Source organism: Bradyrhizobium sp. CCBAU 051011 (assembly GCF_009930815.1).
Classification (GTDB): Bacteria; Pseudomonadota; Alphaproteobacteria; order Rhizobiales; family Xanthobacteraceae; genus Bradyrhizobium.
Genome location: NZ_CP022222.1, coordinates 6,447,924 through 6,470,497, shown reverse-complemented (window position 1 = coordinate 6,470,497; position 22,574 = coordinate 6,447,924). Strand labels below are relative to the sequence as shown.

Below are 22,574 nucleotides of genomic sequence, written 5' to 3'. Positions count from 1 at the left end.
TAGGCAACCCCGTCGATTTGCTCCAGCCCTGCATTTCAATCTGCCGCGACACACGCCCGTCATGTATCGAGCGCAGACGCCTCCCCTCACCGGATCAGCGCGCGACCGATCGGCTTTGGCGGCTCGCTTCGTAAAACCAGCGACGTCGTGACCGCACCGTGCCGGGCGACCGTATCCACGATCGTCTCAAGTTCCTGCGGCGAGGGCACGAACACCTTGAGAATGAAACAATCCTCGCCGGTCAGCCGCAGCACCTCCATGATTTGAGGCATCTTGGAAAACTGCTTGAGGCAGGACTGGATATGCTCGTGGGTCGTGCGCAGGCGGATGACGGCCATCATCCGCAAGCCGAGCGCGGCCGGATTGATCTTGGCGGTATAGCCGGTGATGATTCCGCGCTCCTCCAGCCGCTTGACCCGCTCCGAGGTCGCGGGCTGTGAGAGCCCTATTCTGCGGCCAAGCTCTGAAATCGCGATGCGCCCATCCTCCTGCATCGCTTCGATAATCGCAACATCGGTCGGGTCCAGCGCGGGGACAGAACTTTCTCGAAAAGACATGAAGACCTTGAATCCATCGGCAAGAAGACGTCTTTTCCGATGATTGCCCATTCCAGCCCGGAGCGGAAGCCGTCAATTCTGCCCCGTTGCAACAACGGAGCTGACATGACCGACATCATTATCCTGCCGGGAATTGGCGGATCTGGTGAGAAGCACTGGCAAACCCGATGGGAAAACATCAACCCGCGCTGCCGCCGCCTCCAGCCCGCCGACTGGGACCGGCCCGACCTCAAGAACTGGATCGAAGCGCTGGATCGCGCTGTCGCCGCAGCGTCACGACCGCCGATCCTTGTCGCTCACAGCCTTGCCTGTCTTCTGCTTGCCCACTGGCAGCAGGCGTCCACCGCGCAGGTCTCGGGCGCATTCCTCGCTGCCGTCCCTGATCCGCAAGCGCAGGCCTTCCCCATCGAGGCCGCCAGTTTCGCCAATCCGCCATCGAGCAAATTCCGCTTCCCCTCGCTCATCGTCGCGAGCGCGTACGATCCATATGGCACGGTCGACTATGCCCGCGAGAGAGCGAACCAATGGGGCAGCGGCATTGTCGAAGTGGGAGCGCTTGGGCACATCAACGAGGCCAGCGACCTTGGGGATTGGCCGCAGGGAAAGGCATTGTTCACGGCATTTGCGGCCGGAGTGGCAGATTAACATCCGGAGCGTAATGCCGGAAGTACAGCGACAGCACTCGCGAATTGCGGCTGCAGTGTACTTAACTTGACACCGGGAAGCCTAAGCGTCTGCTGAGTGCGCTTTCATCGCAATTCCCTGCGTCGCAACAAGAACTATTGGCCGCGCCGTGAAATGTTCTCGCCGCGAGGAACGACCCCGTCGCGGCCGAGTTAAGGCGACAAAACCCACTTATGAAGGGAGCCGAAGCCATGGCCCGCGCAACAGCCCATCCAGATCATCAGTGCATCTCAAGCGAAGACATTCATGGAACCGAGGTTTATGGAGCAGATGGAAAGAATATCGGTGAGATCGATCACCTCATCATCGACAAGATGTCAGGTCGCGTAGCCTACGCCGTCATGAGCTTTGGCGGATTTGTTGGGTTGGGCCATAGCCATTATCCCATCCCGTGGGCCGCTCTGAAGTATGACAGATCGCTCCTTGGTTTTCGAACTGATATCACCGAGCAACAACTGAGGGATGCGCCTGAGTTCAGTGATGACTCCTGGCAGGATCGAGACTGGGAAACACGCACTCACCAGTACTACGGCACGCCTACGTACTGGGAAGGACGAGGTGGTCTATAGTCTATAACGCCAGGCAGCAAGTACACCGCATGAGCGCACGCGATATGCGGGCCTGCTGGACGTGAGGCCCGGATATCGCGGAGCCTGGCTCGGGCACGCATTCGCACGACCCATTGCTTTAGCCGGTCGCGCTTGCTAGCCGTCCCGGCAACGTCGCTGACCGGGCTCGCGATCCTTCTGAAGGTCAGCTTCAAGTTCCTGGATGATGACGTGTATCAGGCACGCGGCAAGTGGATCGGTGACCTCCCGTTCCAGCAGCCGATAGCGCGCGATATCAGTTTCTAGCTCTCTGAACTGGCGCTCTGTCATGACGATTGCCCTCCGGCAAACCGACGCTCAGGCGGCCGAGTTGTTTCGCTAAAGTTTCCAGATAATTTTCTATGGTTTCTATCTAGTGAATCCGTGCCGGCTGCCGCGAGATCAGCAGGAAAAGCAGGTGGTCTCCTACTCGACTTTCGAGTTCCTTGACTCAAAGCCGCTTGCGAGCGCGTCCCAAAACCAGACCAGCGAAGAAGCTGCCAACGACAACTTCGCAACTACTTCATACGCTCCGGGGCACGGCAACGAACCGATCCCAAATTGCGAGACTGGGATTAAGGTGACAGTGCACTCAATTGCGCTTCGCGGGCGGCGGATTAAGCGCACTGTCACCGTAATCCTTGCCGCAGCATCGCTGTCCGCCGGCCGCGGAGTTTTCCGTCGCCTCTCAGCTTGCCTTTGTTCCACCGTCTCTTCGCAAAGAAAAGATGCTTTGGACCTGTGTTTTAGATCACACGACCGCCATCGCCGCAATGCGACTGTTGTCGCTGCCAACGGCTTATCGATCTGGTGACGCCGAAACTTTGATCGGATGTGAAAAGTCGGCGTCGCATGACCGGTGTCGTTGAAGATCGGAGGGTCCGATGTTTCCCATCCTGTGGCGATTGTTGACGCTCGTTCTTTGCTGGCTGGTCAGCGGAGCTGCTTCTGCCGGCGAGTTGCGGCAGAAGGTGTTCACGGCAAAATCCTACGCAGGTTCGCGCGATCGCCACTATCAGGTCTTCGTGCCGTCTACCTACACAGGACAGGATGCGGTGCCGCTTGTGATGATCTTGCACGGCTGCCGCCAGACCGAGACCAACATGATCAACGAGACGCGCTTCAAGGATCTGGCGGAGCGCGATAACTTCATCGCGGTTTACCCCTTCATCACCTCCTATGACGGCATGCGGGAGACGAATTGCTGGGGCTTCTTTCTCGACCAGCACATTCACAAGGGCGCAGGTGAGGTCGAGGACCTGCACCAGATCGCACGCGAGATCGAGGCCGAGTTGAAGATCGATCCCAACCGGCGCTATGTGACCGGCCTGTCCTCCGGCGCCGGAATGTCGGTGGCGCTCGCCGTCGCTCACAGCGACTATTTTGCCGCGGCCGGCTCTGTCGAGGGCCTGCCCTACGCGGAGACCTCCTCCGCAGTAGGTTTCGTCTGCGTCAATCCGGGGAGTTTCAAGCCGGTCTCCGCCAATGTGGCCGCGATGAAAGCGGAGCAGCAGCAACCCGAGGAGCAGCGTCCCGTTCCGATCATGGCCATTCATTCGCGCAACGATTGCGTGGTGAATAAATTGGCATCCGAAAACATACGGGATGCCTGGATCCGCCGTTACGGACTTAGCCCCTCACCAACTGCGACACTGGATTGTACGGCTGAAGGCGTGCCCTGCACCCAGACGAGGTATGGCAGCCCGCAGCGCTCCGTGGTCGAGACCGTCTTTTACGAAGGCAAGCGTGGCGATTTCATCGGCACCGGTACTCACTATTGGGTCGGCGACAACAGTGGACAATTCGCCGATCCGACCGGGCCGAGCGCCACCGAGTTGCAATGGGCTTTCTTTAAGGCGCATCCGTTCCGCGAAGCCCCACCCCCGTCGATCTCAATCAGCGCGGCTCAGGCCACCGGAAATTCGATCAGCGTGAACGGGACGGCGTCCGCCTCCGCGGGCTCGGTTGCGAGCGTGACGGTGCGGCTCGATGGCCGCTTTCCTCAACCAGCGAAAACCGCTTCGGGGACCAGCGATTGGGCCGTGACGTTCGATAATCTGCATATGGACGCCATCTACGTGCCGGTCGCGACCGCGAAAGACAACGACGGCGCCAGCACGAACATAGCAGGCAATCCGATCACGCTTGGATCGCCGCCGCCGAATGCCCCACCCAGCGTCACGATCAGCAGCGCCTCGGTCAGCGGCGACTGTATCACGGTGGCGGGCTCCGCGTCCGATCCCGAGGGACAGCTCGCCAGTGTCGGCGTAGAGCTGGGGACCCGGCCACGAAAACCCGCAGGCGTGAGCCAGGACAAGTTCAAATACCAGGAATGCGGGTTGCCTGGAGGAACCTACGCGACCCGAGCCCAGGCGGCGGATCGCGCCGGCGCAACGAGCCCCGTCAGCTCGGGCCCCGACGTGACCGTGAGCAATTTGCAAGCCGTCACCGCCAATTGGCAGGCCCACATGGGTGCCGGCAGGTTACGGGTCTACTCCGCGCCGTGCGCGAGTGTTGGCTTTGGTTCGTGCGATCAGGGATTTTCCGAGATCTTTCTCGCCAACCAGTTCAATCCCTTCCCGCTGCACAGGAAAGCGACCTCCAACGACTGGTACGTGCGGCCGGAGAGCATACCCTGAGGAAATTACGGTGACGGTGCTGAACTGCAACTCCGGAATGATTTCCGGTGCGCAGAGCATCTGTATCCCATTTGCAGCAAGTAGCCCGCATGAGCGCATGCGATATGCGGGACCGCTGGACGTGAGGGCCCCGGATATCGCTTCGATCATCCGGGCAATGCTTGCTCTATGTCTGTCGGATACGACCTTTACCGATAACCCTCGGAGGTGCCAAAATCGCACGCAGAGCGTTTACAAACACGCCCGTGTCTAAGAAGTAGTTCGGGTAAGCCTGACGAAGAGAATTCATCGAATCCACGGACACCAACACGGCGTCAGAATTTGGACTGGTATCTTTTATCTTTTTCTCGACTTCCAAATACTTTGCGGTCGCCTTTTCCGATTCGCTCTGTTTAAAGCCGGTCACGCTTAGGGTTCTTTGAGCGTGGTTTACCTCGACTAGGTAGTAGTGGGTATTCTTAGATTGTTTCGATTCATAATACTGAAGCGCCGCGCCGAAGGCCTGTAGCCTGCTTGCTACTTCCAACGATTTCGCATGCTCGCGGATTTCTTTGACAAGCTCTGAGTACGCGCTTGGAGTGCCTGGGACCGGCGCAGTGTTTTCTCGGAACGCTAACGCCGCTCCCATCAGGGCAAAGAATCTAAGTCACTCTTGCTCACCAACACTTGACTTCAAAGCTTGACGAACAAATGCGCCGACGGTCTCGACAGCCGTCGCCCACGCGTGTTGCAACTGCGACCGCAGCTGCATCTCGATTTTCAGCGAGTTATAGTCCTGCCTTCTGTCGGAATGATATCGATAAATAAGGTGCACGCCGCGGTACCCGGAATCCTTTGGCGTGTCGATGTAGTTGTCAGTCTCATGCAGGATATGTTTCAGGTCGCTCTCAGCGTAGCTCTCGCATAATTTTGCAACGCCCTGCGCCGTTGCAACGATAGCGCGACAACCTCCAATATCCTGCATCTGAGAGAGTGTCATGGTCGGGAAGCGACGAAGCTTGGCTTCGATCGAGGCTAGACGCTTAATCCTCTGTGCGGTGATCGCTTTGGGATCAATAATCTTTGCTCGGCGCTTGAGGCCGATATGAAAGGTGTTGAGCGGAAAGTTATGCGATGAGCGCCAGTTGTTAATTATGTCCAGCGCTTCAAAATAGTCCTGCGCCCACGCGTGATGTGCGTCATTGCCGGTATATTCTTCGCCCCGTTCTGCCGCAGACCAATCAAAGGGCGGCACCTCGGCAAGGAGCATTTTCCCAGCCCAGTTAACGCGCTTCTTGGCGTGCTTTGGAACAGCCCATTCCATTTCCGGAAGCCACAAAGGTCATAGCACCGATCCCAATGATCGGCGCACAATGCAACAGACGGCCATAACGAATCGACCGCGCCACCCACGGTAGCACCGGCGGGCTAGGGACGCTCTGATTGCGGTGACAGTGAAATTACGGTGACAGTGCTGGACTGCACTTAACTTGCCGGTGAAACCTGATGAAGCCGTACGTCTCAATTGAGTGCATACAATAGTCGCTCCCCGCGCAACTTCCCCCCCGCCCCCAATCACTGATTTGCCCCTGCTGGCAAGAAACATATTCCCCCCCCCCCCCCAAAATTTTTCGCTTAACGCGGCACCCAAATCAAACCTACAACTCCCGCTATCCCGTCCTTGAGACAGAGGGGCGTTGGCCAGCGTCACGAACGTTGGGACGGGTTGCGGTGGACGCGGCAGCGTTCGGGCGCGCGATGGGTTCGCAGGCTGGACTTTCCGTGAGCGGACACGGACGCGCAGACGACCGGCGCTTAAACGCTTCGGGCAAAACTTCTTCCGGCAGCATACGGGCCGGTCGAAGCGCTTTGTCCGGGGAAGCCGTGGACGGCAAAACCGCGCGGTCCTGGCACCCGTTGCTGGTGTCAAGCCGATGGAGATTGTCGGGCCCGACCGGGCTTTCGATCAATCGTCAATCCGTCGGCGACGGAGGCCAGAGGAATTCGGCTCCGGGGAGAACGCGGCATAAGCGTTAAAACCACTGCGCAGGGAAAGCCGGGTGTTCCGGCGCACCTGCGGTCTGCCGTGTGCATTGTTGTGCGCACGACTGCGGGTGTCATGGGCACCCGGCTTTCCCTGCACCCTCTGTTTTTCGAGGGTATCGTCGGTGCATCACTTCGGGCGCGACGCGCCGCGAGATCGCGATGTCGTATCCGGCCGCCAGCCGCATTCATCGAAAACAACTGCGCGCGCAGCGGAGCACCGGCATACCCCTTTCGAGCATCCTGTTTGCAGCGCCGCACCGCTTTTCGCAGCGCGCGCGGGCTGATAACCTGCAGGCGTTTCTTTATGAGGTTTTATTAGAGATGTACGGGGCTTTTGCTTGTAGCTGGAGGAATTCGGCGCTGGCGGTTTTGGTCGCCCTGCTGTTCGTTACGCCTGCCGCCGCCGAAAAGCGCGTTGCGCTCGTCATCGGCAATTCCGCCTATCACAACGTGACCCGGCTCGATAACCCGCGCCACGATGCGGCGCTGATGGCGGAGACGTTGGCCTCGCTCGGCTTCACGCTGATCGGCGGCCGTGCCCAGCTCGATCTGGACAAGCCGGCGATGGATATCGCCGTGCAGAATTTCGGCCGCCAGGTCCAGGGCGCCGATGTTGCGCTGTTCTATTATGCCGGCCACGGCGTGCAGGTGTCCGGCTCGAATTATCTGGTGCCGGTCGGCGCCAATCCGACACGCGAGGCCGATGTCGATTTCCAGATGGTGGACGTCAATCTCGTGCTGCGCCAGATGCAGGGCTCGGGCACGCGGCTCAACATGGTGATCCTCGATGCCTGCCGGAACAACCCGTTCGGCGCGCGCGGCTTGCGCGCCTCCGACGGCGGTCTGGCGCAAATGCGCGCGCCGGAGGGCACGCTGATCTCCTATGCGACGCAGCCCGGCAATGTCGCGCTCGATGGCACCGACGGCCACAGTCCCTACACCAGGGCGCTTGCCACGACGATCAAGCAGGCCGGGCTCGATATCTTCCAGACCTTCAACCAGGTCGGCCTTGCCGTAAAACGCCAGACCGGCGGATCGCAGCAGCCCTGGGTGTCGTCCTCGCCGATCGACGGCAATTTCTATTTCGTGCCGCCTGCTCCATCAGCCCAGCAGGTCGCCGTCGCGCCACCGCCTCAACCGCTGACCTCGACGCTGCGCCCTGATCCCGACCGCACGCCGATCAAGGATCCCATCCTGCTGCGCGAATTGAGCGATCGCCTGTTCGAGCTCAATTACGATCCGGAGCCGCTCGATAGCAAGAACGGCATGCGCGCCGCGATCTCCAAGTTTCAGGAGAAGGTGAAGATGACGCCGACCGGCGACGCCACCGAAGGCGTGCTGACGCGGCTGCGCAAGATGGAAGACCTGAAGCCGTGGGGCTCGATCGTGTTCGGCCCCGACAGCGACAAATGGGGCATGTCGTGGAATCATTCGTCGCGGCGGGCGGCGATCGATGATGCGCTGAAGAATTGCGGCACCAGCAAATGTCCGGTCGAGCTGAGTTTTTACGGCGCGCGGTGCGGCGCGTTCGCGATTTCGGGAAAATCCTGGTCGCTGGTTCAGCGCGACACCGTTCAGCGCGCCAGGGACGCTGCGCTTGACGAGTGCGGCAAGGCTGGCAAATCTTGCCGTATTATTGGCGCGGTCTGTGCGGATGGATCGGGCCCCTAGAATTTTTGTTCAAGAGATTTGGAAGCACCTGTTCATGCAAGATGCCGCCCGCCATTCGATCTGGACCGTTCTCCTCGCATTGTCGATCACGCTCGCGTTCGGCTCCGGCCTTGCGCAGGCGCAATCCGGCAGCGCCGGGGGCAGCATCGGCAATGACGAAAAATCGCTGTCCGGCTCGCGCGAGCCGCCCCGCGCAACTGAATCGGAAAAGCCCGCACGGCGCAGCAAGCCCGAGGTGGACGAGCCGCGCCGCGCTTCGCAGGGCAGCGGTGGAGGTGTTGGCAGTTTCGACGGCGCGTGGGTCGTCAACAGTGTGGGCACCACGTGCTCTGGCAGCAGCCGCAACGCTGTCGTGGTGAGCAGCGGCAGAATCATTGGGCAGGGTGTGAGCGGACGGGTCAGCCCGAACGGCGCAGTCAGCGCGATCAACAATTCCAGCGGCGTCACCGCCACCAGCGTCGGCCGACTTTCCGGCCGCAGCGGCTCCGGGACTTTCCGGCAATCCGATGGATGCAGCGGCCGATGGACAGCATCCAAGCAATAGCGCGGCTGTCCATCACAGCCGGGGAATTGTGGAACATTTCATTATGAAATACTCGGCTCAACCTTCGCTTCGAATTGGCCTCCTCCCACTCGCAATTTTGGTTGCGATCAACAGCGCCGCGCTCGCGCAATCCGGCAGCGCCGGCGGCAGCATCGGCAACGACGAAAAATCGCTGTCCGGTTCGCGCGAGGCGCCGCGCACGGTCGAACCCTCAAAACCGGTGCGCCGTGCAAAGCCCGAATCCGACGAGCCTCGACGGGCGTCGCGCCGAAGCGGCGGTGAAGGCAGCGGCGGTGGCGGCGGCAATTTCGACGGCTCATGGGTTTCCGTTGCCGTGGGCACGCCCTGCGGCAGCGCCACCGAGCGATTCGTCATCTCCGGGGGCAGAATTTCCGGCGAATTGAGCTCCGGATCGGTCAGCGCCAATGGCGCGACGCGGAGCGGCGGATCCGTCCAGGGCTTGAGCTGGACCAGTACCGGGCGTTTCTCGGGCCGCAGCGGCTCCGGCTCGTTCGTGCGATCGGACGGATGTTCCGGACGTTGGACTGCTTCTAAACAATAGAAGCCAGTTTTCCACAGATCTTTCATGGCCTTAGCCTGCCTCATATGAGGCAGCGCGCAAGCCCCAATTAAACCCCAACCGCTCCGAAATTGCGGCTCATTGCGACCCAAGTCTCTGACCAGATTGGGCGCATCAAGCGTCGCGTTGCGTAGCGTTGCCGGGGTTATCGATGTCGTACCGTTCCGTGAAATTCGTCCCGGCGTTCGTTGCTGGCATTGTGGCAGCAACCAATCTGGCCACTGTGACGGATCTCCGGGCCCAAGCGGCGGAGCCAGCGGCGGAAGCCGGCGTGCAAGTGGCCCAGGCGGCCGCGGACAGTTGCCTGTCCGCGCCGAAGGGCGCGACGCCTGCGGGCAGCCACTGGTACTATCGCATCGATCGCACGACCAAACGACAGTGCTGGTATCTGCGCGAGGAGAACGACAAGGCCGACGACAAGTTCGCGCGCGCCGCACCGCCTGCCTCGGCGCCTGCGCCGTCTTCGGCCGCAGCAGAAGCGCCGCAGCCACAGCCAGCCCCACGCAAATCGATCTCCGACGCGCGCGCCGAATGGGTGTCCCAGCCGCCCCGCACCGAGCCCGCCAAAGCCGAGCCGCAAACGACCGGCACGGTGCTAGCTCAGAACAGCCCGCGCGCAACCATGCCGAACGTGCTGGCCCCGGCGCCGCTGTGGTCGATGCGCTGGAACGATGCTCCGACCGCCGCGAGCGTTTCGACCACGCCGGCCGCTATCCAGGTCGCCGCCGCCGCGACGCCCGCAAACCAGCCGCCGCCGGCTGCGGAAGTGCAGCAGCCCGCAGTGGATCAGATTACGCCCGCCCCGGCAGAACCGGTGGCGGTGCCGGCAAAGCCGACCGCGTCGCTGCAGATGCTGTTTCTCGTCGTGGCCGCCGCGCTCGCGCTGGCCGGCATCACGGTCAGTGCAATGGTGAGGATCGGCCGCATGCGGGCCCGCCGCGCCATGCGCAAGAAGCGGGGCAAGATGTGGGATTCCGCTCGCACCCGGCGCGCGCCCCAGCCCTCGCCCCAGCCGATGTTCCATGGCGAGGATGCCCGGCTGCGCCGCACCGAGACCGTGCAGCAAACCCGCGTGCCCAAGGAGCGGCCGCGTGTGCCGCAGGAGCGCGCCCGCATGCCGCAGGAGCGCGTGCGAGTACCCCAAGAGCGCGCGCGCGTACCCCAAGAGCGAGAGCGAGTGCGCGTACCTCAGGAGCGGGCGCGCGTGCCGCAGGATCGGGAGCGCGAACAGCAGGTGACGGAAATGCTGGCCCGCCTCGCCCGCAGCGCGCAGACCTGACCGAAACGAAAGCGTCGGCTATTTTTCCAGCTGCCGCTGCAGCTTGCGAACGAACTCGGTGAGACCCGTGCGGCGCTCACGCTTGAGCCGCTCTGCCTTGAGGATCGACTGCACCTCGGCAAAGGCTTCATCGACGTTCTGGTTGACGACGATATAGTCGTATTCCGCCCAATGGCTGAGTTCGTGGGTGGCGCGGCTCATGCGCCCGCGAATGACCTCGTCCGAATCCTGCGCCCGCGTGTGCAGCCGTTTCTCGAGATCGGCGGCGGACGGCGGCAGAATGAAAACGCGGACGACATCCACGCTCGCCTTCTGATGTAGCTGTTGGGTACCTTGCCAGTCGATGTCGAACAAGACGTCCTGGCCCGCCGACAATGCCGCTTCGACCGGCGCACGCGGCGTACCGTATAGATTGTCGAATACGGTCGCCCATTCGAGCAGTTCGCCCTGCTCCACCATCTTCTCGAATTCTGGCTTGTCGACAAAGAAATAGTCGCGTCCCTCGACCTCGCCCGGTCGCATCGGGCGCGTCGTCGCTGAAACTGACATCTTCAGCCCCGGCTCGCGCTCAAGCAGCATACGCGACAGCGTCGTCTTGCCCGCGCCGGACGGCGACGACAGCACGAACATCAGCCCGCGCCGCTCAACCCCGTCGAAACCAGAAGCCACCATCCGTCACTCCAGATTCTGGACCTGCTCGCGGAATTGCTCGACCACGTTCTTCATCTCGAGCCCGGTCTGGGTCAATTCCAGATCGTTCGACTTGGAGCAGCAGGTGTTGACCTCGCGGTTGAATTCCTGGGCGAGGAAGTCGAGCCGCCGCCCGATCGGTCCGCCCTTGCCGATCATCTCGCGGGCCTGCGCGACATGCGAGGCGATGCGGTCGAGCTCCTCGCGGATGTCGGCCTTGGTCGCGATCAGGATCGCTTCCTGACTGAGCCTGTCAGCGTCGAAGCGTTCGGAAGTTTCCAATAGCGCCGCCACCTGCTCGGCAAGGCGCGCCCTGATCGCCTCCGGCTTGCGACCGGGCGCGGCCTCGGCTTTCTTCGCCAGCCTCTCGATTTCATCCATGCGCTGATTGAGGATTTGCCCAAGCGTCGCACCTTCGCGGCGGCGCATTTCGACGAGGTTGCCGAGCGCCTGCTCGAAGGCGGCGGCCGCCGCGTCCCTTGCCGCCTTGTCTTCCGCCTCGTCGCTTTCGGGCTCGACGACCTCGATGACGCCCTTGATGCCGAGCAGCCCGTCGATGCTGGGCGCCACCGCATCGATCCGGGCGGCGAGTTCGCCCGCGACCTTCACGACGGAAGCGAGCACGTCTTCATTGATGCGCACGGTCGAGACCGCGTTGGCGCGCTTGACGTTGAGATTGGCATAGACCGTGCCCCGCGACAGCACCTCGCCGGCGCGCTTCTTGGCCAACGCTTCCAGTTCATCCCAGCCGGGCGGCAGGCGCAACCGCAGGTCAAAGCCCTTGGCGTTGACCGACTTCAATTCCCATTCGAACGTATAGGGACCGCTGGCGCCGTGGCTCCGGGCAAAACCGGTCATGCTCGATAGCGCCATCGCGTAACACTTTCCTGGGATTTCGAGACTCGATAGGGACGGCGCGACCTTAAGCCGATTTCCGCCAAAGTGGAATTGTGTTCCGACGGTCGCCGGAACACCTGCACAACCCCGGCCTTAGCGCTGAACCACCGGCGGCGTCGTGGTCGACTGCGCGGCGCCCTGGCGGCCCGGTGCCGGTGCCGCCGCAGGCGCCGGGGGTGTTGCCGGACGCGGCGGCTTTTTCTGCCCTCCCGGCCGCGTCGTCGCCGTCGGATTAGTGTCGGCCGGCGCGCCGCCGGCCGCCGTCGGCGGCGGCGCATCCTCTGTTGGTTCGACGGTGTCGTTCTGGATCTGCTTTTCCATCGCCCGGAGCTTGGCGACGTTTTTCTGGTGCGCGTCGTAGGTTTCGGTGAAGGCGTGCCCGCCCGTTCCATCCGCCACGAAGAACAGGTCGCGCGTGCGCGCCGGGTTGGCGGCGGCTTCAAGCGACGCGCGGCCCGGATTGGCGATCGGTCCCGGCGGCAGGCCTTCGATGACGTAGGTGTTGTAGGGCGACGGCTGCGTAATCTCGCTGCGCTTGATCGGCCGGCCCAGCGTTCCCTTGCCGCCAACCAGGCCGTAGATGATGGTCGGATCCGACTGCAGCTTGATCCTCTGTCGCAGGCGATTGGTGAATACCGCCGCTACGCGGCTGCGCTCGTCGGCCCGGCCGGTTTCCTTCTCAATGATCGAGGCCAGCGTGATCAGCTGCTCCGGCGACCTGACCAGAACATCCGGATTGCGGCGCTCCCAGATTTCCGCAAGCACCCGCTTCTGGGTCTGCTGCATGCGCTGGATCACCTGCTCGCGCGTGGTCCCGCGCGGGAATTTGTAGGTCTCGGGCAGCAACGTACCTTCCCGCGGGATTTCCCGCACCGAGCCGGCGAAGATGTCGTTGTCGAGCAGGCGCGTCACGATCTGTTCGGAGGTCAGGCCTTCGGGAATGGTGACGGCGTGCTGCACCACCTTGCCCTCGACGATGGTGGCGATGACATCGCGCAGGCTGGCATTCTTCTGGAAGGAATACTCGCCGGGCTTGAGGTCGGAGCTCGCCTTCAGCGCAAACACACCGCCGATGAATGCCCAGGGATTGACGTTGATCACCCCTTCGCGCAGCAGCACATCGGCGATGTCGCGCTTGCCGGCCCGCGCGGGAATGTTGACGATCTTGTCTTCCTTGAGCGGGCCCGGCGTCTCCAGGATCTGCCTGCCGTAATAATAGACTGTCCCCGCCCCGATCATGAGAATGATCAGGATGGTGATGATGGCATTGCCGACCACCACGAATGGATTGCGGGCGCGCTCCGACCGCTTCGGCGGTGGCGGCACCCGCTCCGGCTCCAGCGCAGCGCGCGGACTTCGTGGCGAAATGGGCGGCCTCTCACTCATCGATGCAACCTGAATCCTGCCGGTTCAATCGCAGCCCGGCAATCCCCCTGCCCAGCCGATAGCATACGCCCACGTGTAGAAGTCATCGCCGAATACGGCAAAACGGTGGAGTAGTTCGAAACACTTGTTAGTCAGCCACACGCCGAACGATCACGGAGGCGTTGGTGCCACCGAAACCGAAGGAATTCGACAGCGCGACGTTGATCTCGCGCTTGCGCGCCGTCTGCGGCACTAGATCGATCGCCGTTTCCACCGACGGATTTTCCAAATTGATAGTGGGCGGAGCGATGTTATCGCGAATCGCAAGAATACTGAAAATGGCCTCGATCGCGCCGGCAGCACCGAGCAGGTGCCCGGTCGACGATTTCGTCGACGACATCGACACCTTCGAGGCGGCGTTGCCAAGCAACCGCTCAACGGCGCCGAGCTCGATCTCGTCGCCGATTTGCGTCGAAGTGCCGTGGGCGTTGATGTAGTCGATATCGGATACCGCGATTCCGGCGCGCTTGATCGCCGCGCTCATGCTGCGGAAGCCGCCATCGCCATCCGGCGACGGCGAGGTGATGTGATAGGCGTCGCCCGACAGGCCGTAGCCCACCACTTCGCAATAGATTCGCGCACCGCGCTTTTTCGCGTGCTCGTATTCCTCGAGCACGACGACGCCCGCGCCCTCGCCCATCACGAACCCGTCGCGATCCTTGTCGTAGGGACGCGATGCCTTTTGCGGCGCATCGTTGTAACCGGTCGAGAGCGCGCGGGCGGCGCAAAAGCCTGCCATTGCCAGCCGGCAGATCGGCGATTCCGTTCCGCCCGCCACCATGACGTCGGCGTCGCCGAGCGCAATGAGGCGGGCACCGTCGCCGATCGCATGCGCGCCGGTCGAACAGGCGGTCACGACAGAATGGTTGGGGCCCTTGAGGCCGTGCTCGATCGAGACATAGCCGGAAGCGAGATTGATCAATCGTCCCGGAATGAAGAAAGGCGATACCCTGCGCGGCCCGCGCTCCTTCAAAAGCAGCGACGTTTCGGCAATGCCGGACAGGCCGCCGATCCCGGAGCCGATCAGGGTACCGGTCGCGCATTTGTCTTCTTCGGTCGAAGGATGCCAGTTGGCGTCGTCGAGTGCCTGGCGCGCCGCGGCCATAGCAAAGACGATGAAGTCATCGACCTTGCGCTGTTCCTTCGGCTCCATCCACTGGTCGGGATTGTACGTGCCGTCCGAGCCGTCGCCGCGCGGAATCACGCAAGCGATCTGGCTGGCGAGATCGGCGACCTCGAAAGTGTCGATCTTCTTGGCGCCGCTCTGGCCGTTGAGGATGCGCGTCCACGTTGTGTCAACGCCGCAGCCGAGCGGCGTAACCATGCCCAGCCCCGTGACGACAACACGTCTCATGTCAGAAACTCCAGGCCGAAACCGGCGGCCCAAAACAAGAAACCGGGGGACCGTTCGACAACGGCCCGTCCGGCTCTGTCTCTACCCGCCCGGGACGTCAGCTTTTCGCGTTCTTCTCAAGAAACTTCGTCGCGTCGCCAACGGTCAAAATCGTCTCGGCGGCGTCGTCGGGAATCTCGCAACCGAACTCTTCTTCAAATGCCATCACAAGCTCGACGGTGTCGAGACTGTCGGCGCCGAGGTCATCGATGAAACTTGCGTTGTCGACAACCTTATCGGGTTCAACACCGAGGTGTTCGACCACAATCTTCTTAACCCGCTCGCCAATCTCACTCATCTTCAACCTCGTGCTTGTTCCATTGGACCCGACCCCAAGACGCTACAGAGACGCTACGAGCTATCGTGGTCGTTAAACTTCCTTCGCTATCGCGCATAGTCTTGATTCGGCACGGTGGTAGCCGACAAAGCCCCGGCGAACGGCAGGCGTCGCCACGCCAATATACAGGGTTTCAAAATCCTGCAATGGCCTTGTTTGCCCATCCGTCGGGGGTTCGGTTACCATACTTCCCAAGCCTTGACTACAAGCCTCACCCACCCCGGAAAACGGCCTTTGGCCGCATTGATCGGGGCAATAACTCGCTCAAATCATGGCCATTCCGCCGTTGACGTGAATCGTCTGGCCGGTGACGTAAGCCGCCTCGTTCGAGGCGAGATAGACGGCCGCCGCGGCGATGTCCTCGGGCGTCCCCAGCCGCGCTGCAGGAACCTTTGCCAGGATGGTCTCGCGCTGCTTGTCGTTGAGCGCATCCGTCATCGGCGTCTTGATGAAGCCCGGCGCGATGCAATTGGCGGTTACGTTACGCTTGGCGTATTCCGCGCCCAGCGTCTTGATCAGGCCGATGATTCCCGCCTTCGACGCGGTGTAGTTGGCCTGGCCGGGATTGCCGGTCACGCCGACGATCGAGGTGATCGCAATAATCCGGCCGAAGCGCTTGCGCATCATCAGCTTGGTTGCGGCGCGGGCGAGACGGAAAGTCGCAGTCAGATTGACCTGGATGACATCATCCCAATCCTCGTCACGCAACTGCACAAAAAGATTGTCGCGCGTGATGCCGGCATTGGCGATCAGAATATCGACCTGCCCCATCGCGGCTTCCGCCGCCGGCACCAGTCCCTCGACTTGCGCGCTGTCGGAGAGATTGCAGGGCAGCACGTGGACGCGATCGCCAAGCTTGCCGGCAAACGACTCCAGCACGTCGCGGCGCGTGCCGGAAATTGCCACCGTCGCACCCTGCCCGTGCAATGCTTGCGCAATCGCCCCGCCAATGCCGCCGGTCGCGCCGGTCACCAGCGCTGTCCTGCCTGTCAAATCGAACATCAATCTCTCCTTCCGGGAGCTTTAGGCCGAAGCCGCCAATGCATCCTTGGCGGCGGCAATGTCATTGGGTCCCCCGACCGACACGCCGACGGCGCCGTCGGCGATACGCTTCACCAGTCCGCTCAGCACCTTGCCGGCGCCGATTTCGAAGAATCGCGTGACGCCGTGCGCTGCCATGTAGGCGACCGACTCGCGCCAGCGAACGGTGCCGGTGACCTGCTCGATCAGGCGGCGGCGAATTTCGTCGGGGTCGGTGATCGGCGAAGCCAGCACGTTCGACACCAGCGGCGAGGCCGGCGCCTTGATCGTTACACCGACCAGCGCTTGCGCCATCGCGTCGGCGGCGGGTTGCATCAACTTGCAATGGAAAGGCGCCGATACCGGGAGCAACATCGCGCGCTTGGCGCCCTTGGTTTTGGCGATTTCTACGGCACGATCGACGGCCGCCTTGTCGCCGGACACCACCACCTGCCCACCGCCATTGTCGTTGGCCGCCTGGCAGACCTGCCCTTGCGCGGCTTCGCTGGCGACGGCCATCGCGGCCTCATAGTCGAGCCCGAGCAGTGCTGCCATCGCGCCGACGCCGACCGGCACCGCCTTTTGCATCGCAAGACCACGGGTGCGCAGCAGGCGCGCGGTGTCGCTGACGCTGAGGCTGCCGGCCGCGGCCAGTGCGGAATATTCGCCGAGCGAATGGCCGGCTACGAAGGCCGCATCCCGCCCGACGGAAAAGCCCGCCTCGGTCTCCAACACCCGCAGCGTGGCGATCGATACCGCCATCAGCGCTGGCTGGGCATTTTCGGTGAGCTGGAGGGTCTCCGCGGGGCCATCCCAGATGATCGCCGTCAGCTTCTCACCGAGCGCCGAATCAACCTCGTCGAACACTGCCCGCGCGGCCGGAAAGGCCTCCGCCAAGGCCTTACCCATACCGACCGCCTGGGAACCCTGGCCCGGAAACGTAAATGCAGCCGTCATCGGCGCTCCCTCGTTAGAATGGGGCCGTAAGACACTGACCGAGGCCGGGATGTCAAGCCGCGCTGCGGAATGACGCATTATCTGGAAGGCCGGAATTGGGGCGGCAGGCTTAGCGTTCCTGCAGCGCCAACCGGGCGCCCAACGCGCAATAGATGCCGCCAACGACCTTGCCCTGCCATTTCAGCACGGTGGGGTTTCGACGGAGAAAGTTGCCTAGCCGTCCCGCACACACCGCAAAGACCACTGTGCTGACCAGCCCCAACAGGACAAAAAGGATCCCCAGGATCGTCAGTTGAAGCGCAACCGATCCGTTTTCAGGCACCACGAACTGGGGGAGAAACGCAAGGAAGAAAAGCGCGGTTTTTGGGTTCAGCACCTCGGCCAAGATAGCCTGCCTGAACGCCTTGCCGGCCGAAATTGGCAGCGTGCCTGCTGTCGGATTTGCCGGCGCCCTCTCAAGAATTGCCCGAATGCCGAGGTAAACGAGATATGCGGCGCCAATATATTTGATGATGCTGAACAGCACCGCCGAAGTGGCAATGATCGCCGAGATACCGACAATCGCCGTGAAAGTATGAATCATGTCGCCGGCCGCGATCCCGAAGCCGGTAGCGATTCCCGCCCTTGTGCCCGAACTCGTTGCCCGTGCGACTGTGAGGAGCGTGGCAGGGCCCGGAATGAAAACAAAGCCGAGCACAACCGCCGCATAGGCAACCAAGGTGGTCAGATCGATCATTGGCGCAGGTCCTCCACGACCGATGGCACTCAAGGCCATCACCTATGGGTACGCAAGGTGTTGTCTAGAACCCGCCTGTGGCCTGGTCGCCACCAACCTCCGCCGCCCCGGCCCGCGCCCGGCGCGCGATGCTTGCCAGTTTGCCGGGACGGTCCTCGTGGTTGGGTTTGGCGGTCGCGAGCCGCAGCACGGCAGCGTAACCCGGCTGCACTTCCATCCGATCCGCGTAGCGGCTTTCAGACAGGATGCGGTGGACACGCGGCAGGTTGTAACAGGGCACGTAGAACAGCAAATGGTGCTCGAGGTGATAGTTCACATAATAAGGCGCGATGAACAGCCGTTCGAGGAAATTGGCGTGCGTGGTGCGGGTATTGCGTAAGGGATCGCTCGAGTCGGGAACGACCGCATGCTCGGCAATGTTGCGGATGCGCGTGATCACCATCTGCCACGTGAGCAGCGGCAATAGCCACAACAGCGGATAGGCCCACCACACGCCGGCGGCGGCAAGGCCTGCAAACATCACGGCATTGACCGCACATTGCGGGCCAAGCTTTTCCCAGAAATGCGCCGCGCGTTGCGACAGCGGCCATTCCTTCGGCCCTAGCGCATTCAAGAACTGCGCCTTGCGCTGCTGATAGCCGGTCTGTCCGGTGATATCGCGGAAGAACTTGCGCCGATAGCTCATCGACGTGATTGGAAACGGCGCCGACAAGATCAGATCCGGATCGTCTTCCTGCTGCGTGCGCGCATGATGCTGCAGGTGATAGCGGCGATAGGCTCGGGTCTCGGCAAAGACCGGGTAAGCGCAGAACCATTGGCTGAGCGTCAGATTGACCTTCTCGTCCGCCGACAGGCATCCATGCGCGCCGTCATGCATCAGGATCGCGAGCCCGAGCTGGCGCGATCCGATGATGCCGACCGCCAGCAGAAAGGTCAGCGGGTTGGGCCACCACGCGACCAGCGCGATCGAGCCCAATATCAGCGCCCAGGCATGGGCGATCAGGGCGATGCCTTTCCACGTCACGCGCTCGCGGACGGCGATCAATTGATCCTCGCTCAGAAAATCGCGAGCACGCATGCGGAGTGCGGTCATGATGATCCCTCCCCGTCGGGTTTGTCATGGTCGTCAACCAAACGCAGCCTGGCGCTGTCGGCCCCCGGCGGCGGCGTGGCCTGCTCGCCGAGTACGCGCAGCATTTCGCCGCACAAATCCTCGGCCGATCGCCCCATCGCATTACCTTCGACCATGACGCCGATCGCGACCGCCCAGAATCGCCGCGAGCTTTCCTCGGGCGCGCGGAGCGAGCGCCAGCCGTGGCGCTCGACCTGGCTCGCATAGGCGCGCGCGCCTTCGCTGTGCAGGCGCTCGATCGTGCGCTCAACCAGCGGCGCGAGATCCTGGCGGCGTCTGGTGAGCGTCAGGGCTTCGGCGAAGAAGGCCACTGAATCTGTCGCCGTCACCGTCTCCGCCAGTGCGAGGGTGTATTGCCGCGGCGTGTGGGCCTGGAGTGCCGCCTGCTCGGTCGCGCGCGCCAGATAGAGCATCTCGCGGCAAGCGGCCTCGACGAACAGCGCCTCCTTGGTGCGGAAATAATAGGTGATCTGGCTCGGAAACGCGTCTGCGGCCGCCGCAATGTCGGAGATCGAGGTGCCGGCAAGGCCCCGCTCCTTGAACAGGCGGCTGGCGCCATCGAGCAGGCGTGAGCGCATCTGGCGCCCGGCGGTCCTGGTTGCGCGGGCCGCGTGCCTGGGATCGTCGGCCGGCATTTCCGGAGTTGTTTGAACGGACTTGGGAGCCATTTTACCTCCGATCCCTTATTTGTATGATATACAAACAAATATGTCAAGATCGGCTTTTTCGAAGCACGCGAAGCCTTGCCAGTCCGCGCAAAATCCTTATAACCCGCGCATCCGTGGATCCCGGCCGGGAGCTGAACGGACGGTCTCAGCAATTCATCGTTCGGATTGATGTGGCAGGGCCAGTCGGCCCGTCGTCCCGTGCTTCCGCCTTCTGAGCAATATCGAGTCCTTTCCGAAGGTCTCGAAGGGCTTGCCGCCGGGAACCGCGCCAACACCAGGAAAGGACACCCATGCCTCTTTATGAGCATGTTTTTCTCGCGCGTCAGGATGCGAGCACCCAGCAGGTCGAAGAGCTGACCACCCAGATGACGGGCATCGTCGAAGGGCTCGGCGGCAAGGTCACCAAGACCGAGAACTGGGGCGTGCGTTCCCTCACCTACCGCATGAACAAGAACCGCAAGGCACACTTCGTGCTGATGAACATCGATGCGCCCTCTGCTGCGGTCACCGAGATCGAGCGCCAGGAGCGAATCTCCGAAGACGTCATCCGCTACCTCACCGTCCGCGTCGAAGAGCACGAGGAAGGTCCCTCGGCGATGATGCGCAAGGCCGATCGTGACCGCGAGCGCGACGATCGTGGCGGCGGCTTCCGCGGCGACCGCGAAGGTGGCTTCCGTGGCGATCGTGAAGGCGGCGGCTTCCGTGGCGACCGTGGCCCGCGCCGTCCGCGCGAAGAAGCCGTTGAAGCGACGGAAGAGGAGTAAGAATCATGGCTGAAGCTGGTGCACGCCGTCCGTTTTTCCGTCGCCGCAAGACCTGCCCGTTCACGGGTCCGAATGCGCCGAAGATCGACTACAAGGATTCCAAGCTGTTGATGCGTTACGTCTCCGAGCGCGGCAAGATCGTGCCGAGCCGCATCACCGCCGTCTCTGCCAAGAAGCAGCGCGAACTCGCGCGCGCCATCAAGCGCTCGCGTTTCCTCGGCCTCTTGCCCTACGTCATTCGCTAATATCTTCGACCGGCGGCGTCCGCGCCGCCGGTCGTATTCATTCATAAGGCTTCCGGGGTCGTCCGGTCGCCGATGGTTGGGGTCGAGAAGACCTCTAACCGCTCGAAAGGAGCGGGACAGCTGATGATCGCGATTGTCCTCATTGGTCTTGCCGCCGGCTGCGCGTCGGCGCTGATGTTCGCCTCGATCATCTCGGGCGCGCTGATCTCATTGCTGCTGTTCTATCTGGCGCCGCTGCCGCTGATGGTGGTGGCGCTCGGATGGGGTCCGCTAGCGGCGACGATCGGCGGCATCGCCGCGGCCGCAGGCCTCGGTGCGATTTTTGGCCTGGCCTATTGCATCGCCTTTGCGATTACCGTGGCCGTGCCGGCCTGGTGGCTCGGCCATCTTGCCCTGCTGGGACGGCCGCTGCCTGCCGCCGCCGCTGAAGACGGTTCGGCACCTGCTGCGGTTCAGCTCGAATGGTATCCGGTCGGCCGTATCCTGCTCTGGATCGCCGGCTTTGCCGCGCTGACCACGATCGCGGCCATGCTGACGCTTGGTGGCGACGCCGAGGCCATCAACGGCGTGCTGCGCCGGGGTCTCATGCGAATTCTGACGCCGCGAGGAACTACGCCATCGGCAGATATCGAGCGCTGGGTAACCGCTCTCGCCATCATCGCTCCCGCCGCCGCAACGGTCGTCGCCACGATGACGCTGACGCTCAATCTCTGGCTTGCCGGAAAGGTCACCGCGACCTCGGGCCGGCTGCAGCGGCCGTGGCCTGACCTGAGGAGCGCGGAATTGCCGCCGATGACGCTGGTGGCGCTATCGGTCGCGCTGGCTTTTTGTTTTATCGGCGGGCTCGCCGCGATGTTCGCGCAGATCGCGACCACCGCGCTGATGATGGCCTATGGCCTCACCGGCTTTGCCGTGCTGCACACGCTGACGCTGGCGCTCAAAAGTCGCGGCTTCTGGCTCTGCTGCGCCTACGCGATCGTTATCGTGTTCGGCTGGCCCGTTCTCGCAATGATCGCGCTCGGGCTTGCCGACGCCGTCTTCGGACTTCGCCAACGCTATCTGCGCGGCAAGCCGCCACCGCTGCCCGCATCCTGAAACTGCAACATCCACCTAATCGAATACGAACATCAAAGGAGAACGAAAATGGAAGTCATCTTGCTGGAACGTGTCACCAAGCTCGGTCAGATGGGCGAAGTCGTCAAAGTACGCGACGGCTACGCCCGCAACTTTCTGCTCAAGCGCGGCAAGGCATTGCGCGCCACCGCCGACAACCGCGCCAAGTTCGACGGCATGAAGGCCGAGCTCGAGGCCAACAACCTCAAGGCCAAGGGCGAAGCCACCAAGGTCGCGGAGAAGATCGACGGCCGCAACGTGGTCGTGCTGCGTCAGGCCTCTGAGACCGGCCAGCTGTTCGGCTCGGTGAGCGTGCGCGATATCATCGCTTCGTTCGAGGCCGACGGCGTCACCATCAGCCGCAGCCAGGTTCTGCTGGACGCCCCGATCAAGACCATCGGCAAGCACGAGATCGCCATCGCCGTGCATCCGGAAGTCGAAGTCAGCGTGAGCGTCACCGTGGCGCGCAGCGCCGACGAAGCCGAGCGCATCAACCGCGGCGAGGACATTTCGACCCGTCAAGAAGATCAGGACGCCGCCGCCGAGGCGCTCGCCGCCGCGGGCGAGTTCTTCGATCCGGAAGCCCAGCACGACGAGGTCGCCCCAGCCGCGACCGAGAAGTAAGCCTCTG

25 protein-coding genes are annotated in these 22,574 nt (G+C 62.5%); 11 read left to right on the top strand and 14 right to left on the bottom strand.

Going from position 1 to position 22,574, the window contains the following annotated elements:
- Nucleotides 1-86: 86 nt before the first annotated feature.
- Nucleotides 87-557, bottom strand: a complete 471-nt coding sequence (locus ACH79_RS30355) for an Lrp/AsnC family transcriptional regulator (RefSeq protein WP_161854218.1) — start codon at nt 555-557, stop codon at nt 87-89.
- Nucleotides 558-662: 105 nt separating this feature from the next.
- On the opposite strand from ACH79_RS30355, the gene ACH79_RS30350 reads away from it, so the two are divergent.
- Together ACH79_RS30350 and ACH79_RS30345 are read left to right on the top strand one after the other, a co-directional pair.
- Nucleotides 663-1,202 carry an alpha/beta hydrolase gene (locus tag ACH79_RS30350; RefSeq protein ID WP_161854217.1) on the top strand — a complete coding sequence of 180 codons (540 nt, stop codon included), beginning with the start codon at nt 663-665 and terminating at the stop codon, nt 1,200-1,202.
- A gap of 230 nt (nt 1,203-1,432) precedes the next feature.
- Nucleotides 1,433-1,810 (top strand): PRC-barrel domain-containing protein, encoded by a 378-nt coding sequence (locus tag ACH79_RS30345; protein ID WP_161854216.1) that lies wholly within the window; start codon nt 1,433-1,435, stop codon nt 1,808-1,810.
- Nucleotides 1,811-1,945: 135 nt separating this feature from the next.
- Here ACH79_RS30345 and ACH79_RS43240 read toward each other — a convergent pair whose 3' ends face one another.
- On the bottom strand, nt 1,946-2,119 hold the full coding sequence (locus ACH79_RS43240; RefSeq protein ID WP_202639066.1) for a hypothetical protein: 174 nt from the start codon (nt 2,117-2,119) through the stop codon (nt 1,946-1,948).
- 593 nt (nt 2,120-2,712) lie between these two features.
- On the opposite strand from ACH79_RS43240, the gene ACH79_RS30340 reads away from it, so the two are divergent.
- Complete coding sequence (locus ACH79_RS30340; protein WP_161854215.1) at nt 2,713-4,467, top strand: PHB depolymerase family esterase; 1,755 nt, start codon at nt 2,713-2,715, stop codon at nt 4,465-4,467.
- A 166-nt stretch (nt 4,468-4,633) separates the two neighbouring features.
- Here the strand turns inward: ACH79_RS30340 and ACH79_RS30335 are convergent, their stop codons facing one another.
- Both ACH79_RS30335 and ACH79_RS30330 read right to left on the bottom strand, forming a co-directional pair.
- The gene (locus ACH79_RS30335) at nt 4,634-5,095 is read right to left on the bottom strand and encodes a hypothetical protein (protein WP_161854214.1); all 462 of its coding nucleotides are present in this window, start codon (nt 5,093-5,095) and stop codon (nt 4,634-4,636) included.
- Between the two features lie 18 nt (nt 5,096-5,113).
- Entirely contained in the window at nt 5,114-5,770 is a 657-nt protein-coding gene (locus ACH79_RS30330; RefSeq protein ID WP_161854213.1) for a RelA/SpoT domain-containing protein, read from the bottom strand.
- A 1,043-nt stretch (nt 5,771-6,813) separates the two neighbouring features.
- On the opposite strand from ACH79_RS30330, the gene ACH79_RS30325 reads away from it, so the two are divergent.
- The 4 genes from ACH79_RS30325 to ACH79_RS30310 all read left to right on the top strand — a co-directional run bounded on the left by ACH79_RS30325 (nt 6,814) and on the right by ACH79_RS30310 (nt 10,566).
- The gene (locus tag ACH79_RS30325; RefSeq protein WP_161856648.1) at nt 6,814-8,163 is read left to right on the top strand and encodes a caspase family protein; all 1,350 of its coding nucleotides are present in this window, start codon (nt 6,814-6,816) and stop codon (nt 8,161-8,163) included.
- A gap of 34 nt (nt 8,164-8,197) precedes the next feature.
- Nucleotides 8,198-8,707 (top strand): hypothetical protein, encoded by a 510-nt coding sequence (locus ACH79_RS30320; protein ID WP_161854212.1) that lies wholly within the window; start codon nt 8,198-8,200, stop codon nt 8,705-8,707.
- Nucleotides 8,670-9,269: a hypothetical protein gene (locus ACH79_RS30315; protein WP_246738195.1), complete on the top strand. Its 600-nt coding sequence runs from the start codon at nt 8,670-8,672 to the stop codon at nt 9,267-9,269. The genes ACH79_RS30320 and ACH79_RS30315 overlap by 38 nt, the downstream gene beginning before the upstream one ends.
- A gap of 169 nt (nt 9,270-9,438) precedes the next feature.
- Nucleotides 9,439-10,566, top strand: coding sequence for a hypothetical protein (locus ACH79_RS30310; RefSeq protein WP_161854211.1), 1,128 nt, complete (start codon nt 9,439-9,441; stop codon nt 10,564-10,566).
- 18 nt (nt 10,567-10,584) lie between these two features.
- On the opposite strand, the gene gmk is transcribed toward ACH79_RS30310, so the two are convergent.
- The 10 genes from gmk to ACH79_RS30260 form a co-directional block, all read right to left on the bottom strand.
- Nucleotides 10,585-11,238 (bottom strand): guanylate kinase, encoded by a 654-nt coding sequence (gene gmk, locus ACH79_RS30305; protein ID WP_161854210.1) that lies wholly within the window; start codon nt 11,236-11,238, stop codon nt 10,585-10,587.
- 3 nt (nt 11,239-11,241) lie between these two features.
- The gene (locus ACH79_RS30300) at nt 11,242-12,129 is read right to left on the bottom strand and encodes a YicC/YloC family endoribonuclease (protein ID WP_161854209.1); all 888 of its coding nucleotides are present in this window, start codon (nt 12,127-12,129) and stop codon (nt 11,242-11,244) included.
- 117 nt (nt 12,130-12,246) lie between these two features.
- Nucleotides 12,247-13,539: an endolytic transglycosylase MltG gene (gene mltG / locus ACH79_RS30295; protein WP_161854208.1), complete on the bottom strand. Its 1,293-nt coding sequence runs from the start codon at nt 13,537-13,539 to the stop codon at nt 12,247-12,249.
- Nucleotides 13,540-13,666: 127 nt separating this feature from the next.
- Complete coding sequence (gene fabF, locus ACH79_RS30290; protein WP_161854207.1) at nt 13,667-14,932, bottom strand: beta-ketoacyl-ACP synthase II; 1,266 nt, start codon at nt 14,930-14,932, stop codon at nt 13,667-13,669.
- Nucleotides 14,933-15,029: 97 nt separating this feature from the next.
- Entirely contained in the window at nt 15,030-15,269 is a 240-nt protein-coding gene (locus ACH79_RS30285; protein WP_008969609.1) for an acyl carrier protein, read from the bottom strand.
- A gap of 303 nt (nt 15,270-15,572) precedes the next feature.
- On the bottom strand, nt 15,573-16,310 hold the full coding sequence (gene fabG / locus ACH79_RS30280; RefSeq protein WP_161854206.1) for a 3-oxoacyl-[acyl-carrier-protein] reductase: 738 nt from the start codon (nt 16,308-16,310) through the stop codon (nt 15,573-15,575).
- 21 nt (nt 16,311-16,331) lie between these two features.
- Nucleotides 16,332-17,285, bottom strand: coding sequence for an ACP S-malonyltransferase (gene fabD, locus ACH79_RS30275; protein WP_161854205.1), 954 nt, complete (start codon nt 17,283-17,285; stop codon nt 16,332-16,334).
- 109 nt (nt 17,286-17,394) lie between these two features.
- Nucleotides 17,395-18,021 (bottom strand): LysE family translocator, encoded by a 627-nt coding sequence (locus ACH79_RS30270; protein ID WP_161854204.1) that lies wholly within the window; start codon nt 18,019-18,021, stop codon nt 17,395-17,397.
- A 64-nt stretch (nt 18,022-18,085) separates the two neighbouring features.
- Nucleotides 18,086-19,114: a fatty acid desaturase family protein gene (locus ACH79_RS30265; protein ID WP_161854203.1), complete on the bottom strand. Its 1,029-nt coding sequence runs from the start codon at nt 19,112-19,114 to the stop codon at nt 18,086-18,088.
- Nucleotides 19,111-19,821 (bottom strand): TetR/AcrR family transcriptional regulator C-terminal domain-containing protein, encoded by a 711-nt coding sequence (locus ACH79_RS30260; RefSeq protein WP_202639065.1) that lies wholly within the window; start codon nt 19,819-19,821, stop codon nt 19,111-19,113. The genes ACH79_RS30265 and ACH79_RS30260 overlap by 4 nt, the downstream gene beginning before the upstream one ends.
- A 290-nt stretch (nt 19,822-20,111) precedes the next feature.
- Here ACH79_RS30260 and rpsF point away from each other — a divergent pair, with 290 nt between their 5' ends.
- The 4 genes from rpsF to rplI all read left to right on the top strand — a co-directional run bounded on the left by rpsF (nt 20,112) and on the right by rplI (nt 22,567).
- A complete protein-coding gene (gene rpsF / locus ACH79_RS30255; RefSeq protein ID WP_161854202.1) occupies nt 20,112-20,585 on the top strand; it encodes a 30S ribosomal protein S6 in 474 nt (157 codons plus the stop codon).
- A gap of 5 nt (nt 20,586-20,590) precedes the next feature.
- Nucleotides 20,591-20,830 carry a 30S ribosomal protein S18 gene (gene rpsR, locus ACH79_RS30250; RefSeq protein ID WP_002711478.1) on the top strand — a complete coding sequence of 80 codons (240 nt, stop codon included), beginning with the start codon at nt 20,591-20,593 and terminating at the stop codon, nt 20,828-20,830.
- Nucleotides 20,831-20,953: 123 nt separating this feature from the next.
- Entirely contained in the window at nt 20,954-21,925 is a 972-nt protein-coding gene (locus ACH79_RS30245) for a DUF2232 domain-containing protein (RefSeq protein ID WP_161854201.1), read from the top strand.
- Between the two features lie 48 nt (nt 21,926-21,973).
- Complete coding sequence (rplI, locus tag ACH79_RS30240; RefSeq protein ID WP_161854200.1) at nt 21,974-22,567, top strand: 50S ribosomal protein L9; 594 nt, start codon at nt 21,974-21,976, stop codon at nt 22,565-22,567.
- Nucleotides 22,568-22,574: the final 7 nt, after the last annotated feature.

Bases quoted from the DNA above. Each gene is read 5' to 3' on its own strand.
- ACH79_RS30340 (WP_161854215.1), top strand. From the start codon at position 2,713: ATGTTTCCCATCCTGTGGCGATTGTTGACGCTCGTTCTTTGCTGGCTG.
- fabG (WP_161854206.1), bottom strand. From the start codon at position 16,310: ATGTTCGATTTGACAGGCAGGACAGCGCTGGTGACCGGCGCGACCGGC.
- ACH79_RS30260 (WP_202639065.1), bottom strand. From the start codon at position 19,821: ATGGCTCCCAAGTCCGTTCAAACAACTCCGGAAATGCCGGCCGACGAT.
- ACH79_RS30335 (WP_161854214.1), bottom strand. From the start codon at position 5,095: ATGGGAGCGGCGTTAGCGTTCCGAGAAAACACTGCGCCGGTCCCAGGC.
- rpsR (WP_002711478.1), top strand. From the start codon at position 20,591: ATGGCTGAAGCTGGTGCACGCCGTCCGTTTTTCCGTCGCCGCAAGACC.
- fabD (WP_161854205.1), bottom strand. From the start codon at position 17,285: ATGACGGCTGCATTTACGTTTCCGGGCCAGGGTTCCCAGGCGGTCGGT.
- mltG (WP_161854208.1), bottom strand. From the start codon at position 13,539: ATGAGTGAGAGGCCGCCCATTTCGCCACGAAGTCCGCGCGCTGCGCTG.
- ACH79_RS30330 (WP_161854213.1), bottom strand. From the start codon at position 5,770: ATGGAATGGGCTGTTCCAAAGCACGCCAAGAAGCGCGTTAACTGGGCT.
- rpsF (WP_161854202.1), top strand. From the start codon at position 20,112: ATGCCTCTTTATGAGCATGTTTTTCTCGCGCGTCAGGATGCGAGCACC.
- ACH79_RS30315 (WP_246738195.1), top strand. From the start codon at position 8,670: ATGGATGCAGCGGCCGATGGACAGCATCCAAGCAATAGCGCGGCTGTC.
- ACH79_RS30265 (WP_161854203.1), bottom strand. From the start codon at position 19,114: ATGACCGCACTCCGCATGCGTGCTCGCGATTTTCTGAGCGAGGATCAA.
- ACH79_RS30350 (WP_161854217.1), top strand. From the start codon at position 663: ATGACCGACATCATTATCCTGCCGGGAATTGGCGGATCTGGTGAGAAG.
- ACH79_RS30245 (WP_161854201.1), top strand. From the start codon at position 20,954: ATGATCGCGATTGTCCTCATTGGTCTTGCCGCCGGCTGCGCGTCGGCG.
- gmk (WP_161854210.1), bottom strand. From the start codon at position 11,238: ATGGTGGCTTCTGGTTTCGACGGGGTTGAGCGGCGCGGGCTGATGTTC.
- ACH79_RS30320 (WP_161854212.1), top strand. From the start codon at position 8,198: ATGCAAGATGCCGCCCGCCATTCGATCTGGACCGTTCTCCTCGCATTG.
- ACH79_RS30285 (WP_008969609.1), bottom strand. From the start codon at position 15,269: ATGAGTGAGATTGGCGAGCGGGTTAAGAAGATTGTGGTCGAACACCTC.
- rplI (WP_161854200.1), top strand. From the start codon at position 21,974: ATGGAAGTCATCTTGCTGGAACGTGTCACCAAGCTCGGTCAGATGGGC.
- ACH79_RS30355 (WP_161854218.1), bottom strand. From the start codon at position 557: ATGTCTTTTCGAGAAAGTTCTGTCCCCGCGCTGGACCCGACCGATGTT.
- fabF (WP_161854207.1), bottom strand. From the start codon at position 14,932: ATGAGACGTGTTGTCGTCACGGGGCTGGGCATGGTTACGCCGCTCGGC.
- ACH79_RS43240 (WP_202639066.1), bottom strand. From the start codon at position 2,119: ATGACAGAGCGCCAGTTCAGAGAGCTAGAAACTGATATCGCGCGCTAT.
- ACH79_RS30270 (WP_161854204.1), bottom strand. From the start codon at position 18,021: ATGATCGATCTGACCACCTTGGTTGCCTATGCGGCGGTTGTGCTCGGC.
- ACH79_RS30310 (WP_161854211.1), top strand. From the start codon at position 9,439: ATGTCGTACCGTTCCGTGAAATTCGTCCCGGCGTTCGTTGCTGGCATT.
- ACH79_RS30345 (WP_161854216.1), top strand. From the start codon at position 1,433: ATGGCCCGCGCAACAGCCCATCCAGATCATCAGTGCATCTCAAGCGAA.
- ACH79_RS30325 (WP_161856648.1), top strand. From the start codon at position 6,814: ATGTACGGGGCTTTTGCTTGTAGCTGGAGGAATTCGGCGCTGGCGGTT.
- ACH79_RS30300 (WP_161854209.1), bottom strand. From the start codon at position 12,129: ATGGCGCTATCGAGCATGACCGGTTTTGCCCGGAGCCACGGCGCCAGC.